We start from the raw sequence: 17675 nt of genomic DNA, 5'->3' as shown, positions 1-17675 counted from the left end.
CCACGGTCGCGCCCACCGGTCGCGCGCTGGTCTGGGTGCACGGGGGCGCCTTCATCGGCGGTCACCTCGACATGCCCGAGTCGAACTGGGTCGCCCGCGAGCTCGCGAGCCGCGGCATCCCGGTGCTCGCCGTCGACTACAGCAAGTGCCTCGCCGGCATCCACTTCCCGGTGCCCGCCGACGACGTGCTCACCGCCTGGCGGTACGCCCGCGCCGCGGCACCCGACCTGCTCGGGGTCGCCCCGGCGTCGCTCGCACTCGGCGGCGCGAGCGCGGGGAGCACGCTCGCCGCCGGTGTCGTGACCCAGCTCGTGGCGACAGGGGAACCAGTGCCATCCGGCCTCGTGCTCGTCTACCCCCTGCTGCATCCGAACGGGCGCGACGCCACCGCACCTCTCGATCCGACGGCACCCCTCGACGAGCTGGCGCTCAACTACGCGGGATCGCCGGGGGCCCTCGCCAACCCGCGGGCGTTCCCGGGCGTCGGGGACGGCGCCGGCTTCCCGCCCACGCTGATCGTGGTGTGCGAGAACGATGAGCTGCGGCCCTCGGGGGAGGCCTTCGTAACGACCCTCGAGCGGGCCCGCGTGCCGGTGGACCTCCACCTCGAGCCCGGCGCTGAGCACGGCCACATCGACCACCCGGGCGACCCCGGCGCCCAGAAGACGCTCGACGCCATGACCGCGTGGCTCTCGCGGTGACGGGAGGCGGCGCAGCGACCGACCCGACCCTCGAGGAGGAGCTCCACGCCTTCCGGGAGCTGATGCTCGTCCCCGGCGCGAGGATCGACTTCGGTGCGCTCGGCTCGTCGCAGGCAATGAAGCGGGTCCGGAGCGCCGAGGAGGCCCGACGTCTCACGGACTGGGCGAACCTCGGCCGATACCGGGCGGGCAACCACATTCTGCGCGCGAACGGCAGTGCCGCCGTCGTGTTCGTCGGCGCGTCGATCATCGAGAACTGGGCTCAGGCCGACCCGGAACTCTTCACGAACGGATGCGTCAACCGCGGGATCGGCGGTCAGACCAGCGCGCACGTGCTCTTACGGTTCATGGCCGACGTCGTGCGCCTGGGCCCGCGGGTCGTGCACCTCATGGTGGGGACCAACGATGCCGCGGGCAACGCCGGTCCGGTGAGCGATGAGGAGTTTCGGAACAACGTTGTGAGCATGGTCGAGATCGCCGAAGCGCACGGCATCCGGGTCATCGTCAGCAGCATCCCGCCCGCGGGGTCGTTCCCCTGGCAGCCCGACGTCGACCCGATCGGGACGATCGCGCGCTGGAACGGATGGCTGCGGGAGTTCGCGGACGAGCGGGGACACGTGTACGCCGACTACGTTGCGGTGCTGGCCGACGGCTCCGGTGGCATGCGCGCTGAGCTGACCAACGACGGAGTGCACCCTCATCGGCTCGGCTACGACCTCATGCGTCCCATCGTCGAGAGGGCCCTCCGCGAGGCCCTGGACGATTGAGCGATCAGTCGGGTCGGTGGGTCTCCGACTCCACGATGCGCCCGGCCTCCTCGAACAGTGCCCGCATCCACGCGTGCTCCGGATCTCGGCCGTGCACGGGATGCCACCACAGCGCGTTGACGAGCGGTGTCGGCTCGAACGGGAGCCGAACTACGCGGATCCCGCCGCCGCTCAGGGCTACCGGTGCCAGAGCGCCCTGGATGAGGCCGATTCGATTCGTGCCCCGGATGAAGTGCGGAAGGGTGAGGAAGCTCTCGACGACGACCTCGACCCGGGGCTCGACACCGAGCTGCTGCACCTGACGGGCCGCCGAGGTATACGCGGAGCGAGACAGGAAGGTCATGACCCATGGCAGCCGGGCGGTGTCGTCCATCGTGAGTCGCTCACCGACCTCACTCTCGTCCGCGACTACCGCGAGCCAATCGTCCCGCCAGAGATCCGTGAACGGCAGATCGGAGATGTGGCCGTGGGGGATCACCATGCCATCGACGGAGCGGAGCCGGTTGGAGACGTCCTCGACGATCGACGGATTGTGCAGCATGAACCGGAAGCGCACGCCGGGGGCGCGCGTGGCGGCCAACTCCGAGACCACGCGCCCGATCGTGACGAAGCCGTAGTCGGACCCATAGATGGAGAACTCGCGGGTCGACTCCGTGGGCGACCAGGTCGCCTGGGATTCGAACACGCGCCGAGCCGCCTCGAGGGCAGTCGTCGTGTGCTCCGTCAGTCGAAGGGCGAAGGGGGTCAGCTCGTAGGCGTTTCCGCGGCGCGAGAGTATCTGGTCGCCGAAATGCGTGCGCAGGCGGGCAAGAGACGCGCTGAGGGCCGGCTGGCTGAGATGCAGGCGCTCCGCGGCACGGGTGACGCTCTGCTCGGTGAGCAGAGCATCGAGCGAGACCAGCAGGTTGAGGTCCAGGCGCGAGAGCAGGGGCTGGTCGGACACGGCGGCAGTCACCTCGCAAGATCGGAATTCCATCGTATCGCTCCTGCTAATTAGCGGACAGCTCTTCATCACACTGGCTGATACCGACATCGCATCTATTCTTATGCGCGACTTTGTACTTGTTATGTCTCTTTTCGATTAATCTGTGGCACCATGGAGGCGAGGCTCACCGCCGAGGCTCGCCACGACACCTGCTCAGGAGATCTCCATGTACCAACTGGCGCCCAACATCGAACTGCTCTTCACCGAGGCCGGGGACTACCAGGACCGGGTGCGCGCCGCGGCCGCGGCCGGCTTCACCGCCGTCGAGATGTGGGGACCCACCGGGGTGGACGCGCCGGCCAAGCCGAAGGACATCCCCGCCGTCAGGGCCGCACTTCAGGAGACCGGGCTCGTGCTCACCGCGCAGCTCTCCGAGCCTCGGACGCAGTTCATGATCCCGCCTTTCGACGAGTCGCCCTTCTTCAACAAACTCGACGAGGGGGTCGCCATCGCCCAGGAGCTCGGCTGCAGCCGCATCGTCGTCGGCAGCGGTACCGGGTTCGGCGGAAGCAAGCGCCAGGTGCAGCTCGACAAGCTCATCGACATCTACACCCGCGCGAGCGCCCAGATCGCCGGCTCGGGCATCACGCTTGTGCTCGAGCCCGTCAACGTGCGCGTTGATCACCCCGGCTCACTTCTCGATCGCACGGCCGAGGCGGTCTACGTCGCTCGGGGAGTCGACTCCCGGTTCTTCGGAGTGCTCTACGACCTCTACCACTCCACGGTCGAGGGAGAGGATCCGGCGACGGAGCTCGCCAACGCTGGCGACACCGTGCGCTACGTGCAGATCGCGGATGCCCCTGGGCGCGGTGAACCCGGCACGGGGTCGATCGACTGGCCGGCCGCGCTCGGCGTGCTGCGCGCCTCCGGCTACGACGGACCGATCGGCCTCGAGTACTATCCGACGACCGAGTCCGCCGAGTCGGTGCGACTCATCCAGGCACTGGCAGCGGAAGCGTGAGCGGCCGGTACCCGGACGAGGTCGACGTCGTCATCGTCGGTAGTGGCCCGGCGGGAGCGACGTACGCCCGCATCCTGAGTGAAGAGGCGCCCGCACTCACCATCGCGATGTTCGAGGTCGGCCCGACCGTGTCGCAGCCCCCCGGCGCGCACGTGAAGAACATCGCCGACCCGGGCGAGCGATCTCGCGCCCAGACGCTGTCGGAAGGTCCTCACGCGCAGGAGAGCACCGACCGGGTCGGCGGGATCGTCAAGACCTCGCAGAGGCGTGCGCGACCGGGGACGTTCCTGCTCGAAAGCGGCTATCAGGTCGAGGGCGAGGATGGTCTTCCCGTCGCGGCCATGTCGAGCAATGTGGGCGGCATGGCCGCGCACTGGACCGGCGCGTGCCCGCGCCCGAACGCCAGCGAACGGATTGCACTCCTGGACGCCGATGGCAGCCTCGACAGGCTGCTCGACGAGGGCGAGCGGCTGCTTGGCGTGACCGTGGACGCCTTCGACAGCTCTCCCTACGCGGAGCTCGTGCGCGAGCGGCTCGCCGCCGCCGAGGATGCCGGACGCGTCGCGTCGACCCACATACAGCGGATGCCGCTTGCGGTCCACCGCCGCGGCGACGGAAATCTCGTGTGGTCGGGATCGGATGTCGTGTTCGGCGACATCACCCGCTCCAATGCGCGGTTCACTCTCTGGGACGAATCCCGCGTCGCGCGGGTACTGATCGAGGATGGTCGCGCGGCAGGTGTTGTCGTGACCGACAGGCGCTCGGGAGAGAACTCCGAGGTGCGCGCGCGGTTCGTCGTCGTTGCTGCGGACGCCCTGCGCACTCCGCAGCTGCTCTGGGCATCCGGCATCCGTCCCGACGCCCTGGGCCGCTACCTCAATGACCAGGCCCAGATCGTCTTCGCCGTGCGCATCCGCGACCTCGAGCCGTCGGGTGAGGCGGATGCCCCCGGCGCCACCGGTCTCAGCGAGTACAGCGGTGTGACCTGGGTGCCCTTCACCGACGCCATGCCCTTTCACGGGCAGGTGATGCAGCTGGATGCCTCGCCCGTCGCGCTCGCAGAGGACGATCCAGCGGCCCCCGGCTCCATCGTCGGTCTCGGACTGTTCTGTCCGAAGGACCTGCAGTCCTCCGATCGCGTGGAGTTCTCTGATGTCGAAACCGACGGATACGGAATGCCGGCGATGACCGTGCACTATCGGCTCACCCCGCGCGATCGGGAGGTGATCGCTCGTGGCAAGGAAGAGATCGTGCGCCTCGGCAAGGCCGTCGGTGAGCCGCTGGACGAACGGCCATTCATGATGCCGCTCGGCGCCTCGCTGCACTACCAGGGGACGACCCGGCTGGGGGCTTCCGACGACGGAGATAGCGTCTGTTCGCCGCAGTGTGAGGTGTGGGGCGTGCCCGGACTGTTCGTCGCCGGAAACGGTGTGATCCCGACCGCCACGGCGTGCAATCCGACGCTGACCGGTGTGGCCCTCGCGGTGAACGGCGCTCGCGCGATCGCGGCGAAGTCCGCCGAGAGCTGAGCCGCAAGTTGCTTATGTCGGATTCAAACATTAGACTGTAGGAAGTAAGACAAAGACGTCCCGGTCGACTCGGTCGGCCCTGAATCAGGAGGTTCTCGTGATCCCCGATCGCATTATCGAGCAGGGAACACTCACGACCAGCGGGCCTCGCGCCGCGGTCGAAGTGCGCTTGCCGTGGTACCGGGCCCTGCCCGGATCGTGCATCGCCGGCGCAAGGCTCAGCATCGACGGCGTCGATGCGCCGACCGAGTCCCTGCGCTGGGCCATGAACGGTCGCGAATTCCGTTTCGACGAACTCGTCGACGAGACCGGCGAGTGGTGGTTCCCCGTCGATTCGGCCGTACTGTCCGGCGAAGTGCCGGTCAGCCCCGATGGCGAGCACGACGTGCGCGTCGACCTCACCCTCTACATCCCGTACATCATCATCTCGGACTCCGAGACGCTCCACATCGAAGAGCATGACACCAAGAGAATGAAGGCGGTGGCGGCATGACCGCTCTCGGCACACCCATCCAGGGCGTCACTCTGTACAGCTTCACGCGCGCGTTCCACGGTCGTGAATACGACCTCGAGCAGCTCATCCGAAAGGTCGCGACCGAGGGGTACGGCCCCGGGCTGGAGATCATCGGCTTCTCGAGCTTTCGCGGATTCCCCGCCATCGAGGACTCGTTCGCGGGCTGGTTCCGCGACCTCGTCGACGAGGTCGGCCTGGTCACGACTTCTCTCGCGGTGAATGCCGACATCGGCATTCACCGCGATCGTCTGCTGACGCAGGACGAGCTCATCCAATACATGACGCTGCAGATCAAAGCGGCTGCCACGCTCGGCTTCCCGATCGCACGCGTGCAGATCTCGATCGAGCCCGACTCGATGGAGGCGCTCGCCCCGATCGCCGAGGAGCACGGGGTCACCCTCGCGCTGGAGGTGCATGCCGACCAGTACGCGTCGCACCCCCGCATCCTGGCGCTGCGCGATCGGTATGAGAAGGTCGGCTCGCCCTACCTCGGCTTCACGATGGACTGGGGTGCGACGGTGAGCGGCTTCGCGCCCTCCCTGATCGAGGCGTATCGCCGGCGCGGTGCGTCGGAGGAGCTTCTCGGCAAGGTCGTCGAGCTGTGGGACAGCTACTACGAGCAGGGGCCTCCCGCCAATCAGGCGGTGCACGGACAGCGCTTCGGGTCGTTCATCGGCCTCGCCGCGCAGAACGGCCGTCCTGACCTCGGCATCGACTTCGGCATCAACGGCACCGGACTCTTCGGTCCCGCCCGCGTGGAGGACTGGCTCGAGATCATGCCGTGGGTGCGCCACGTGCACGGCAAGTTCTTCGGCATCGACGAACAGGGCGAAGAGCCGTCGGTTCCCGTGCGGGACCTCATCCGCCTGCTCGTCGAGAACGGCTACAGCGGCGCGATCTCGAGCGAGTATGAGGGCTGGCACTGGAACTACTGGCAGAGCCCCTTCGAGATCATCGCCGGCGAGCAGGCCATTCAGCGTTCCGCCGCGGCGGACGCCGGCTCGCGCATGATCACGGATGCCGCGGAAGCGCGCGCCATTCTCGGCACCCACCTCGCTCAGCTCCAGCGCTGACCCCACGCAGACAGGAACACCATGGCAGACGAAAACGGCATCGCCGGCACCGGAATCAAACTCGGAATCACCCTCTACTCGCTCACCTCGGAGTTCGCGGCGGGACTCTACACGCCCGAGACTCTCATCAAGGCGGCGGCGGATGAGGGCCTCGGCCCTGGCATCGAATTCAACATCGCGCAGATGCTGCGCACCTACCCCGACGTCGATGATGATTTCATTCGAATCTGGCGTGACAGCATGGACAAGTACGGCCTCGAGCCCAGCGCTATCGGGACGAATCTCGACATGGGGCGCCGCAAGGAACGCGACATGACGCCGGACGAGGAGCACGACTTCCTCGCTCGCCAGCTGAAGACCGCGCACGCGCTGGGATTCAAGAAGGTCGTCATCCGATCCCACGGCAAGGAGCTGCTGCGCAGTCTGCTGCCGCTGGCAGAGAAGTACGACCAGTACCTCGGGTATGAGATCCACGCCCCGTCCGGGCCGAACAACCCCCAGGTGCTGCAGATGCGGGAGATGTACGAGGAGCTCCAATCCGAGCGGCTCGGCTTCACGGCCGACTTCAGCTCGACCATGCACAGCCTCTCGCCCACGTTGCTGCGGACCATGAGCCAGATGGGCATGCCCGAGAAGTACTTCACGGTCATGGACGAGATCTGGCACGAGCCGACCCCGATGCACGTGCGCAACCAGAAGTTCGAAGACTTCCTGTCAAGCGAGAACTTCGACTTCGCCCGACTCGGACCGTTCACGCGACTGGCGTTCAACATGCACGGCTTGGTGCCGCCGGAGGAGTGGCTCGACATCATGCCGCAGATCTTCCACGTGCACGCCAAGTTCTACGACATCGACGAGAACGGCGACGAGCCGGCCATGGACATCCGGCGCATCGTCAAGCAGTTCGTCGTCGGCGGGTACACGGGCTACCTGTCGAGCGAGTGGGAGGGCCACGCCTTCTCCGACCTCGGCGAGAGCGACCCGATCGATCTCGTCAAGAAGCAGCACACGCTCATGCGCAGCGCAATCGAAGAGACCGTCGCGTCGGTGTGACGAGACGATAACCCGAAGGGACACCATGACCGACACCGAGGTCGCCGCCCTGCGTGACGAGCTCTACGAACTCCGCGGACAGCTCGCCGACATCGCGGCAATCGCGCGCAGCGCGCACGACCGTGGCGCCATCGAGAACCTGTTCAATCGCTACATGTACCTGCACAACGCGTTCGAAGACGAGCAGATCATCGCGCTTTGGGTGGAGCGCGGCACCGAGGGCATCCGCGCTCGGTACACGAACGCGGGGCAGTACACCGACTACGACAGCGTCATCCGCTACCACCAGGGTCGTCCGCACCCGGAGGGCAAGCTCATCCTGCACGCGACGACGACCCCGGTGATCGAGGTAGCCGGCGACGGCACGACCGCCAAGGGCGTCTGGATGATGGCGGGCACCGAATCGGGCCTGACTGATCCGCAGGTGGCCGAGCGCTTTCCCGATATGTACGGGCAAACGGAGGTTCTCGGCAAGAAGGTGTGGGCGCACTGGGTGTGGTGCAAGTACGCGATCGACTTCCTGCGCCAGGACGGCGAGTGGAAGATCTGGAAGTTCCGCTGCTATGAGCTCGCGCGCGCGCCGTTCCACGAGGACTGGGTCGCCTTCGGGCTCAAGAACCAAGACGCCTTCGACCTCGATCTCATGTACTTCGGCGACGATGGCAAGCCCGTCTTCATGCCGAAGGCCGACGAGCCAGCGCCGACTCCGTCGCATCCCTACAGCCCGACCGCCACCCAGGTGCTCGAGCCCGTGCCGCCCGTGCCGCACGACACGTTCACCGACACCTTCCGTTAGACCTCTCTCAAGGAGCCACCATGGCCACTCACAATTCCCTGTTCGCCGAGTCCGACGTGCGCCGCCACCCGGACGGTATCGCCGTGTCGATCCAGCTGCCCTGGTACCGCAGCCTCTGGCTGTCTGCCGTCGACGACGTCGCGGCCACCGTCAACGGTGTCGCGATCGAGCGCGATGACCTCCGCTTCGAGCTCCAGGGCAGGAGCTACGCGATCTCCGAGCTGCCGGAGCAATGGGAGACGCTGTGGTTCGTGGCCGACAAGCCGCAGGTGATCATCCCCCTCTCGCCGGTTCCCGAGGCGGGTGACACCATCGACGTGGAGGTCACCCTGACGATGCGCCTGCTCTACTTGCAGATCGCGCCGATGCGCTACGTGGGCAACCGTGTTCAGGTCGAGCGTGAGGTGGTGCTGGCATGACCAGGAAGCTCCGAGTGGCCATGATCGGCTACGGCTTCATGGGTGCGGCCCACTCGCAGGGCTGGCGCACGGCGCCGCGTGTCTTTGGCCTCCCGGCCGAGGTAGAGATGGCCGTCATCGTCGGCCGCAACGCGGACGCGGTGGCCGTGGCGGCATCGCGGTGGGGATGGGCGGAGTCGGCCATCGACTGGCGCGAGGTTGTCGCGCGCGACGACATCGACGTCATCGACATCGTGACACCCGGCGATTCGCACGCCGAGATCGCGATCGCCGCGCTCGCCGCCGGCAAGCACGTGCTGTGCGAGAAGCCGCTTGCCAACAGTGTGGCGGAGGCCGAGGCGATGGCGGATGCCGCGTCGACGGCCGCCAAGAGTGGCATCCGGGCGATGGTCGGATTCACTTACCGGCGCGTGCCGGCGGTGACCTTCCTGCGCGACCTCATCGCCGAGGGCGTAGTCGGTGAGATCCAGCAGGTGCGCGCCGCGTACCGACAGGACTGGCTCGTGGATCCCGAGCTGCCGCTCGCCTGGCGCCTGCAGAAGGAGCACGCGGGGTCCGGAGCGCTCGGCGACATCGGCGCCCACGCCATAGACACAACGCAATTCGTCACCGGACTGAACGTGGCGGCGGTATCGGGAACCATCGACACGATCATCAAGAAGCGGCCGCTGCTCGGCAGCGGGGCGGGCTTCGCCGGCACCGCCGGCGAGGGCCACGGAGATGTCACGGTGGACGATGTGGCGATCTTCACGGGGCGGCTCGAGAACGGCGCCCTCGTCTCCTTCGAGGCCACCAGGTTCGCGACCGGGCGCAAGAACGCGCTGACGGTCGAGGTCTCGGGAACGAAGGGTGCCCTCGCGTTCGACCTCGAAGACCTGAACTCTCTCTCCTTCTACGATCGAACGGCCCCGGCCGACCGGCAGGGTTTCACCAAGATCCTCGTCACCGAGGCCCAGCATCCGTACGTTGCGGCCTGGTGGCCGGCCGGGCACATGCTCGGCTACGAGCACGGGTTCTCGCATCAGGTCAAGGACTTCGTGGAGGGCATCGTCAGCGGCGTCGATCCGCACGGAACGTTCGCCGAGGGGCTCCAAGTGCAACGCGTGCTCGAGGCCGTCGAGTCGAGCTCGGCGCGCGAGTCCGCGTGGGTCCAGATTGAGACAACCGAATTCACGCGGCACCTGCCGCCCAGAGAGATGGAGACACAATGGCTCGCCCGGTAACCCTCTTCACTGGTCAATGGGCCGACCTTCCGTTCGAGGAGGTGGCTCGCCTCGCGGGAGGCTGGGGGTACGACGGTCTCGAAATCGCCTGCTGGGGAGACCATCTGGACGTCTCGCGGTGGGATGACGCGGCCTATGTCGCGGGCCGGCGCGAGATTCTCGAACGCAACGGCCTGAGCACCTGGACGATCTCCAACCATCTCGCGGGCCAAGCCGTCTGCGACGATCCGATCGACGAGCGCCACCGCGGCATCCTGCCGGACCGCGTGTGGGCCGACGGTGAGGCCGAGGGCGTGCGCCAACGCGCCGCCGACGAGATGAAGAACACGGCACTCATGGCGGCGAAGCTCGGGGTGACGACGGTCACCGGCTTCACCGGGTCATCCATCTGGAAGGCTGTGGCGATGTTCCCGCCGGCCAGTCAGGCGATGATCGACGCGGGGTATCAGGACTTCGCTGATCGTTGGAACCCCATCCTCGACGTATTCGAGGAGGTGGGCGTGCGTTTCGCGCACGAGGTGCATCCCTCCGAGATCGCCTACGACTACTGGACGACCGTGCGCGCCCTGGAGGCCATCGGACACCGCGCGTCATTCGGGCTCAACTGGGACCCCTCGCACATGGTGTGGCAAGACATCGACCCGGTCGGGTTCCTCTGGGACTTTCAGGACCGCATCTATCACGTGCACTGCAAGGACACGAAGAGGCGGCTCGACAACGGTCGCAATGGCCGACTCTCGTCGCACCTCGCCTGGGCCGACCCTCGCCGCGGCTGGGACTTCATCTCGACCGGCCACGGCGACGTTCCGTGGGAGAACGCCTTCCGCATGCTCACCTCGATCGGTTATGCGGGACCTCTCTCGGTTGAGTGGGAGGATGCCGGTATGGATCGCCTCGTCGGCGCCCCCGAGGTGCTCGGCTTCGTGCGACGGCTCTCGACCTACGAACCCTCCGCCGCCGCGTTCGATGCGGCATTCTCGTCAAAGAAGTGAGGTCCTCCATGCAGAGCCAGAGCGCGTGGCGTCTCGACGAGGACGGCGTGCTGCGCCGGGATGGCGTTCCCGCTCTCCTGCTCGGCGGGCAAGTGCACAACTCCTCGAGTTCGACGCCAGCCGCGATCCGCGAGTCCTTCGCGAGGGTACGTCGGGCAAACGCGAACACCGTTCTGGCGCCGGTCAGCTGGGCCCAGTTGGAGCCAGAAGAGGGCGCGTTCGATTTCTCCCTCATCGATCGGATGATCGAGGAGGCGCACGCTCACGACCTGCGGCTGGTCCCGCTCTGGTTCGGCGCGGTGAAGAACGCGGGATCCGGGTACGCGCCGAGTTGGGTGCGGGCGGCTCCCGAGCGGTTCCCGCGTTCGGTGGTCGCCGGTCGGGGGAAGGCCGCCTTCACCTACGAGGGCGCGACGGCCAAACCTGTGCTCTCGTTGTTCAGCAAGGACCTTCGGGAGGCGGACGCATCGGCCTTCGCCGCGCTCGTACGCCGCATCGCGGAGGTCGACCGCGAGGGCCTTGTCGCCCTGGTCCAGGTCGAGAACGAGGCGGGCATCCTCACCGACAGCCGCGACCGCAGCGACGCGGCCCGCACGGCCTGGGAGTCGCCGGTCCCGTCGGAGCTGCTCGCCGCATTCGCGGACAGCGACGGCACGTCTCCGAGCGCCCGGCGGTGGTCGGAGCGCGGTGGGATGCTCGAGGGCACCTGGGAGCAGGTCTTCGGCGACGACGCCCGGGCCGAGGAGATCTTCATGGCCTGCGGGGTTGCCCAGTACGTGGAGGGAGTCGCCCGGCGGGGGAGGGCCGAGTCCACGATTCCGATGTACGCGAACGCGTGGCTCGGACCACAGCCTGGGCAGGATTCGCCGGGGCAGTACCCCAGCGGGGGCCCGACCTCGACCGTGATCGAGGTCTGGAAGGCCATGGCCCCGACGCTCGCCCTCCTCGCGCCCGACATCTACGTGGATGACGCGGCGGGCGCGATGGCGACCTACGCGCGAGCCGATCAGCCCCTGTTCGTGCCCGAGTCGCAGCCGCGCACGGCGGAGCTGGCGCGGGCCCTCGGCACCTTCTCCGCGATCGGCTGGTCGGCCTTCGGCTTCGACGGCATCACGCCGCACGGCGCCCTCGCGCAGCTGCTCGGCCACCTCACCGCCTTGGAGAAGCCGCTCCTCGCGGCGCGCGAGCGCGAGGGCCTCGGGTCGGTCGTGATCGAGTCGCCGGAAGACATCGTCGAGCTGAGCCTCGGCGCAACGGAAATCCGGGCGCGGGGCTCCGTCGTGCTGTTCCATCACCTGCTTGTGGATGCCGGGGTGCAGGTGCCCCTTGTGACCCCGGAATTCCCGGACGAGACGGAGCCGGGTTCGGCGATCCCCGCTCCGGCCGATCCGCGACCTTTCGCCCTGATAGCTGCCGAGTCCGACGACTCGTTCCTCGTGATCGGGCGGGGGGTCACTCTGGACTTCACCGATCGAAGCCGTCGAGTCGAGGTCGACTCCGCCGAGGAGCTGCGACTGGTGGATGGCGCACACGTCGTTTCTCGTGTGCTCAACGGCGACGAGAGGCTCCAGTTGCTCCCCGTGCGCGAGGTCGGGGTCGTGCGGATCCGACTGCTCCGACTCTGAGGGTTGCCCCGACTTTTAGGCCTGCTCCGACTCTGCGCCGCCCTACCGAGCCAGGGCGGCGCGGGCGAGAGCGAGGTGACGACGCGTGATGTCCGTCGCCGACTCGTTCTCGAGCCACTCGTGCCCACCCCACTCGCTGCAGAGAGTACCCGTGAACGTGGTGCGGGTGAGCTCGGCCCCGAGGTCGCTGATCGGACTCGAGACGCGCCCGTCGGTGTCGTCAAGATCCCAGAACTTCAGGTGGAATGCCCCGGTGAGGGGCAGGATGCCGCGGATCACCGATGCATCAGACCGCCCGAAACGCACGATGAGATTCATGAACAACGTGTGCACCTGAGGGGGGACTCCTCCCGAGCGCAGCAGGTCGATCACCGCGCCGTGCGTCTGGGGCGACCGCCATTCGGTCTCCAGGCGGCCGAGCAGCTCGACGGGCACTCCGCCCGCACGCAGCGCCTCGAGATAGCTCGACGGCAGCGTCGGCATCAGCATTGAGATGTCAACGAGCACGCGCACTCGCTCATCATCGAGATCGCTGATTACCTCGAGGGCGGCGGCGACCGGCGCGGTGTCTGGGGTCTGTTGACCCTGAAGTTCTTCGTACAGCGTCAGCTCGAGTTCGTGCAGCAGCGGGAGCACTCGACGCAGTAATTGTCCACCGGCCTGACCGAACGGCAGACGGACGCCGCCGGCGCCGAGTCGGTGCGCGGCACGCAGTTGGGGCACCAGAAATGCCTCCCGCTCGTCTTCGCTGAGGAGTTCTCCCCGCGGGGTCACGTCGTCGAGGCTTGCCCCGACGATGCTGACCCGGCCGCCCTGGTCGCGAAGACGGGTGCGCAGGTCATCGAGCTCGGCATCCGTGGAGCGGGGAAAGTGCCGGAATGTCTGGCCGGCTTCGACCTCGATCGTGTCGGTCAGCCCGTCGGCGACGATGCCGACGGCGAGGTCGGTCGTGGTGTGTTCCGCCCGAATGATCTCCGGGGTCCAGTTGAACGTGCTCGCAGACAGCGTCCAACCGTCGGGAAGGTGGGGCATCCGGGTCGCCATTTCGCTCAGTGACAATTTTGTCTGATAGTGACAAACTTATGTTCTTATCAGAATAAAGCAGGAGGGTGCCGGGATGCAATCGGCTCTGCGTGATGATGCGCTCACCACAACCGCGACGGGCGTCGCAGTGCGGATCGGCCTTCCCTGGATTCGTTCGCTCCCGCTCGCGTGCGTGCAGGATCTCGTTCTCACGCTCGACGGTGAGCCCGTCTCCGAGCCGCAACTGGTTCTCGGTGACCGTGTGATTCCCGCCGACAGGGCCGGCGCCGAGCAGACCTGGTGGTTTGCGCAGGATCGACTCGTCGTCGCGACCGACAGAGTCCTGCGGCCGGGCATCCACGACGTTGAGGTGACATTCCGCCTCCTGATTCCGTACCTCCTCGCCGGCCCCGGCGGTGGGCCCCTCGTGCTGCCCGTGCGGCTGTCGGGGCACCTGGATCTCGACGGCCCCACCGTGCCGAGCGTCTCGCTCGACGTCGCCTGACAGGAATGGGCGGCGACCGGAGAGGTGAGTCTCGAAGGGCCGGATCGACGAGACGATCGTCGGGTGCTTCCCTGGCCGTATTACAACCGCCAGGGCTAGAGCCGGCCGCTATTCGCTGCCGTGCACCGCGCCCACGGTGGGATGTCCGTCAGCGAACCAGCGCGGGAAGGTGACGTCGAACAACTGCTCGCGCACCATGTCCGCCCCACCCCTCAGCGGTTCGCGAACGTCGTTGACCGACTGGACGATGCTGAGATCGCGTGTGGCAAGGGGAAGAGAGAGCTCGTAGACCCGTTGGCGGACCTCTGCCAGGAAGACTTCACCGGCGGCAGCGACCGCTCCACCGATCACGATGACGCTGGGATTGAACATGTTGACGAGGGCGGCGATCGACTCTCCGACGTCTCGAGCCGATCGCTGGATCAGGCTGATCGCGAGCGCGTCGCCATCCTCGGCAGCAATAGCTATGCCCTCGGGTGTCAGCGGCTCGCCCGCCTCGAAGCGCTTAGCGAGGAGGCCCGATGCGCCCTCGGCGATCGCGAGTTCGGCATCGCGCACGAGGGCCCAGCCTCCCGCTACCGCCTCGAGGCACCCGATCTTTCCGCATCGGCAGAGGACATCGGCGTCGCGGACCCTGACGTGGCCGATATCGCCGGCGGCACCGTTCGCACCACGATGGATGCGGCCGTGTGAGAGCAGGCCGGCGCCTATGCCGGAGCCGACCTTGCAGTAGATCAGATCGGGACTGTCCTCGCGCCGCCTGGCGCGTTCGCCGAAGGCAAGGAGATTGACGTCGTTGTCGACCCACACTGGAGCGTCGTAGCGCTGCTCGAAGCGACGGCGCACGTCGAACCCGTTCCACCCCGGCATGATCGGGGGCGCCACGGGTCGTCCGGTCTCGAAGTCGACAGGTCCGGGCACTCCCACCGCGATGCCCCACACCGGCGCCTTGCTCCCACGTTGGATGACTTCGTCGACCATGTCCATTGCCGCATCGAGGGTCTCGGCCGGGCCCCGAGAAATGTCCCACGCTCGATGGGTCTGGTCGAGGATGTCTCCGTCGAGAGCGGCGATCCCCACGTGGATGTGCAGCGCCCCGAGGGCACACACGATTATCGTGCCCTGCTCGCCTCGGAACCGCAGAGTGCGTGGTGCCCGGCCGCCGGAGGACGATCCGAATTCGCCGTCCTCGAGGTAGCCGAGTTCGATCGCATGGTCGACTCGTTGCGTGACCACGCCCCTGCCGAGGCCCGTGACGCGGCCGATTTCGGGCCGCGTGGTCGCGTCACCGGTTCGGACCATGTTGACGATGCGCAGGAGGCTCGTCTTCTCGTCGGTCTGGGCGCCGAAGCGGAGGATTGAATCAGTGCTCATGGTCAATTTTGACACAGGCTAGGTGAAAAACCGGCAGAACAAATGCAGGATCTGCAAAAGCTTGTCGAGACTTTAGTAGGCTATCTGCTTAAGCAGGTTGTGGGTCGTCCAAAGTGGCGAGCGTGGTCGGGAGTCGAGATGGTGCGTGGAGTGGGCGTCATTGGTGCGGGACCCGGCGTGCGAGCACTCCACCTGCCCACACTTGCTCGGCTCCCCGGAAACTTCGCGGTGGTGCACATTTCCGATTCCGGCTCCGGGCGGGCGATCGAGCTGGCGGAACAGCTCCACGCACAGGCGTCGACCGGAATCGCCGAGCTGCTCGCCGACCCCGAGGTGGATGTCGTGGCCATCTGCAGCCCTCCGGCCCTGCACTCGAGCCACATCCTCGCCAGCGTCGCGGCGGGGGTCAAGGCCGTGCTGTGCGAGAAGCCCATTGCCCTCACCGGCTCCGACGCCGAAGCCGTCGTCGAGGCGTGCCGTGCGGCGGGCACCGTGCTCGTCGTGGGAACGAACCATCTGTTCGACCCAGCCTGGGGCCGTGCGAAACACCATCTCGACGGTGGTGGCGGGCCCGTCCACACCGTTTCGGTGACCCTCGCCCTTCCCCCGAACGCTCGGTATCACGACTTGGTCACCGAGCTGGGTGACGGGTCGGCTCCCTCGCATCGGGCTCCTGATTGGTCGGACGCCGCCGTGGCGGCATCCATAGTGCGCCAGCTCGTGCTCGGGCTCGGCATCCACGATCTGCCTGCCCTTCGAGACATCGTGCCGAGTCTCGACGAGGTGGTTTACGCCCGACCGCTCCCGCCCCTCGGGTACGCGATCGGGGTGCGCGGCGGTGACACCCTCGTCACCCTGACCGCCGTCATGCTTCCGGACGGGGCCGACGCGCTCTGGCGCATGAGCATCGGCACCTCGCTCGATCGTCTCGATGTCGAGTTCCCGCCGGGGTTCGTGCACGCGGGTAGCGCGCGGGCGCGGGTGTCGGCGCCGGACGGGCGTGTCACGGAGTATCCACCCGCCCAGGATGACGGCTACATCGCCGAGTGGCGTGCGCTGGCCGCGGTGCTCGACGAGGGGCGCTCCGTCGAGTACGACGACATCCTCGAGGACGCACTCTATGCCGTGCGCCTGGCCGACGCGGCTCATGCCGCCGTTCTGGACGGCTACGCGCGGTGACCGGCGCTCGGGTGGTCAGATCTGGCGACGGCGCATACGCGGTGGCGGTCGCGGAACTCCCGCTGCGCGCCCGCCGAGGCGTGACGGTCGAGGGGGCGATAGTCGTGATCGGCGGCGAGGTCGGCTGGGGCCGCCGCGTTCGTCAAGCCCTGGATGACGGCGCGGCTGCGATCGTTCTCTCCGACCCCGTCTCGATCGCGGGCGACGAACAAGTGGAGGCGAGCGGGGCGGAGCGCCGCGCGCCGGTCATCGTGGATCGTCCTCGTCTGCGCATGGATGTCCGCGACGATGCCGGGCGACCTGGCCGGCCGCCCCGCGCGGTGCAGGTCGAATGCAGCGCGGCACTCGCCGACGTCGAGGCGGTCTTGAGGGACGGAATCGGCTGGGCGAGGACGCTCGCAGGCGGTGCGCTCGAACTGGTCACGGTTCGCGAGACGCCCCGAGGGCTGACGGTGCTTCTCGAGAGACCGGCGGGAATCGACCTCGACTCCGCCCTGACCGCCACCATCGTCCTCGGGCGGCGAGAGGCCTCTCCGTGGCTGCGAGGGCTCGCGATCGATGTCGTCCGCACCGAGGTGATCATCGAGGATGCGACGGGAACCGCGACAGTCGACATCGCGGATCGCGGTGGTCATTCGCAGCCACCGCCGCGGTACGAACGCTCCGAGCGACTGTCGCTTCGCCGCGCGCTCGACGCGCTCGACGGGGGCGAGCATCCCCTCGATCTGAGCGAGCTCGAGCACGATTCGGCCCTCGGGCGACTCATTCTCGCGCGGGCACGAGGAATAAACGAGAGCGATACCGGGGATAGTCACACTCGCATTCCCTGATGCCCCGCGCGCTCCCACAGTGGGTAGGGGGAATCCTCCCCACGCTTCAACGAAAGGATCGATGATGATCAAACTCCTCTCCCATCTGTCGTATGTGGCGGTCACCTCGCCCGACGTGGAGGCCTC

At 67.4% G+C, this 17675-nt stretch carries 18 protein-coding genes; 15 read left to right on the top strand and 3 right to left on the bottom strand.

Annotated elements, in window-relative coordinates; translation table 11 throughout:
* Together ACHZD8_RS17485 and ACHZD8_RS17480 are read left to right on the top strand one after the other, a co-directional pair.
* A partial coding sequence (locus tag ACHZD8_RS17485) for an alpha/beta hydrolase (RefSeq protein WP_394771708.1) occupies positions 1-701 on the top strand: 701 nt, incomplete at its 5' end.
* A complete protein-coding gene (locus ACHZD8_RS17480; RefSeq protein WP_394771707.1) occupies positions 686-1468 on the top strand; it encodes a GDSL-type esterase/lipase family protein in 783 nt (260 codons plus the stop codon). The genes ACHZD8_RS17485 and ACHZD8_RS17480, both read left to right, overlap by 16 nt.
* Positions 1469-1472: 4 nt before the next feature.
* Here ACHZD8_RS17480 and ACHZD8_RS17475 read toward each other — a convergent pair whose 3' ends face one another.
* On the bottom strand, positions 1473-2444 hold the full coding sequence (locus tag ACHZD8_RS17475) for a LysR family transcriptional regulator (protein ID WP_394771706.1): 972 nt from the start codon (positions 2442-2444) through the stop codon (positions 1473-1475).
* Between the two features lie 175 nt (positions 2445-2619).
* Between ACHZD8_RS17475 and ACHZD8_RS17470 the strand changes: the two genes are divergently transcribed.
* The 10 genes from ACHZD8_RS17470 to ACHZD8_RS17425 all read left to right on the top strand — a co-directional run bounded on the left by ACHZD8_RS17470 (position 2620) and on the right by ACHZD8_RS17425 (position 12638).
* Positions 2620-3414 carry a TIM barrel protein gene (locus tag ACHZD8_RS17470; protein ID WP_394771705.1) on the top strand — a complete coding sequence of 265 codons (795 nt, stop codon included), beginning with the start codon at positions 2620-2622 and terminating at the stop codon, positions 3412-3414.
* Positions 3411-4943, top strand: coding sequence for a GMC oxidoreductase (locus ACHZD8_RS17465; protein WP_394771704.1), 1533 nt, complete (start codon positions 3411-3413; stop codon positions 4941-4943). The genes ACHZD8_RS17470 and ACHZD8_RS17465 overlap by 4 nt, the downstream gene beginning before the upstream one ends.
* Positions 4944-5040: 97 nt before the next feature.
* On the top strand, positions 5041-5436 hold the full coding sequence (locus ACHZD8_RS17460; protein WP_394771703.1) for a DUF6379 domain-containing protein: 396 nt from the start codon (positions 5041-5043) through the stop codon (positions 5434-5436).
* Positions 5433-6530, top strand: coding sequence for a sugar phosphate isomerase/epimerase family protein (locus ACHZD8_RS17455; RefSeq protein WP_394771702.1), 1098 nt, complete (start codon positions 5433-5435; stop codon positions 6528-6530). The genes ACHZD8_RS17460 and ACHZD8_RS17455 overlap by 4 nt, the downstream gene beginning before the upstream one ends.
* Before the next feature lie 21 nt (positions 6531-6551).
* The gene (locus tag ACHZD8_RS17450; RefSeq protein WP_394771701.1) at positions 6552-7583 is read left to right on the top strand and encodes a sugar phosphate isomerase/epimerase family protein; all 1032 of its coding nucleotides are present in this window, start codon (positions 6552-6554) and stop codon (positions 7581-7583) included.
* A gap of 25 nt (positions 7584-7608) precedes the next feature.
* Positions 7609-8379 (top strand): nuclear transport factor 2 family protein, encoded by a 771-nt coding sequence (locus tag ACHZD8_RS17445; protein WP_394771700.1) that lies wholly within the window; start codon positions 7609-7611, stop codon positions 8377-8379.
* A gap of 20 nt (positions 8380-8399) precedes the next feature.
* Positions 8400-8798, top strand: a complete 399-nt coding sequence (locus tag ACHZD8_RS17440; protein WP_394771699.1) for a DUF6379 domain-containing protein — start codon at positions 8400-8402, stop codon at positions 8796-8798.
* A complete protein-coding gene (locus tag ACHZD8_RS17435) occupies positions 8795-10021 on the top strand; it encodes a Gfo/Idh/MocA family protein (RefSeq protein ID WP_394771698.1) in 1227 nt (408 codons plus the stop codon). Before ACHZD8_RS17440 ends, ACHZD8_RS17435 begins: the two co-directional genes overlap by 4 nt.
* Positions 10006-11013 carry a sugar phosphate isomerase/epimerase family protein gene (locus tag ACHZD8_RS17430; protein WP_394771697.1) on the top strand — a complete coding sequence of 336 codons (1008 nt, stop codon included), beginning with the start codon at positions 10006-10008 and terminating at the stop codon, positions 11011-11013. Before ACHZD8_RS17435 ends, ACHZD8_RS17430 begins: the two co-directional genes overlap by 16 nt.
* An 8-nt stretch (positions 11014-11021) precedes the next feature.
* A complete protein-coding gene (locus ACHZD8_RS17425) occupies positions 11022-12638 on the top strand; it encodes a DUF5597 domain-containing protein (RefSeq protein WP_394771696.1) in 1617 nt (538 codons plus the stop codon).
* Between the two features lie 42 nt (positions 12639-12680).
* On the opposite strand, the gene ACHZD8_RS17420 is transcribed toward ACHZD8_RS17425, so the two are convergent.
* Positions 12681-13670, bottom strand: a complete 990-nt coding sequence (locus ACHZD8_RS17420) for a restriction endonuclease subunit R (protein WP_394771695.1) — start codon at positions 13668-13670, stop codon at positions 12681-12683.
* An 85-nt stretch (positions 13671-13755) separates the two neighbouring features.
* Between ACHZD8_RS17420 and ACHZD8_RS17415 the strand changes: the two genes are divergently transcribed.
* Positions 13756-14166 (top strand): hypothetical protein, encoded by a 411-nt coding sequence (locus tag ACHZD8_RS17415; protein WP_394771694.1) that lies wholly within the window; start codon positions 13756-13758, stop codon positions 14164-14166.
* Between the two features lie 108 nt (positions 14167-14274).
* On the opposite strand, the gene ACHZD8_RS17410 is transcribed toward ACHZD8_RS17415, so the two are convergent.
* Positions 14275-15540, bottom strand: a complete 1266-nt coding sequence (locus tag ACHZD8_RS17410; RefSeq protein ID WP_394771693.1) for an ROK family protein — start codon at positions 15538-15540, stop codon at positions 14275-14277.
* Positions 15541-15678: 138 nt separating this feature from the next.
* Between ACHZD8_RS17410 and ACHZD8_RS17405 the strand changes: the two genes are divergently transcribed.
* Both ACHZD8_RS17405 and ACHZD8_RS17400 read left to right on the top strand, forming a co-directional pair.
* Positions 15679-16719, top strand: a complete 1041-nt coding sequence (locus ACHZD8_RS17405) for a Gfo/Idh/MocA family protein (protein WP_394771692.1) — start codon at positions 15679-15681, stop codon at positions 16717-16719.
* Positions 16716-17549 carry a hypothetical protein gene (locus ACHZD8_RS17400; RefSeq protein ID WP_394771691.1) on the top strand — a complete coding sequence of 278 codons (834 nt, stop codon included), beginning with the start codon at positions 16716-16718 and terminating at the stop codon, positions 17547-17549. Before ACHZD8_RS17405 ends, ACHZD8_RS17400 begins: the two co-directional genes overlap by 4 nt.
* Positions 17550-17675: the final 126 nt, after the last annotated feature.

It is taken from the genome of Lacisediminihabitans sp. (genome assembly GCF_043726815.1).
GTDB lineage: Bacteria > Actinomycetota > Actinomycetes > Actinomycetales > Microbacteriaceae > Lacisediminihabitans.
This window is presented reverse-complemented; position numbering and strand designations above follow the sequence as displayed.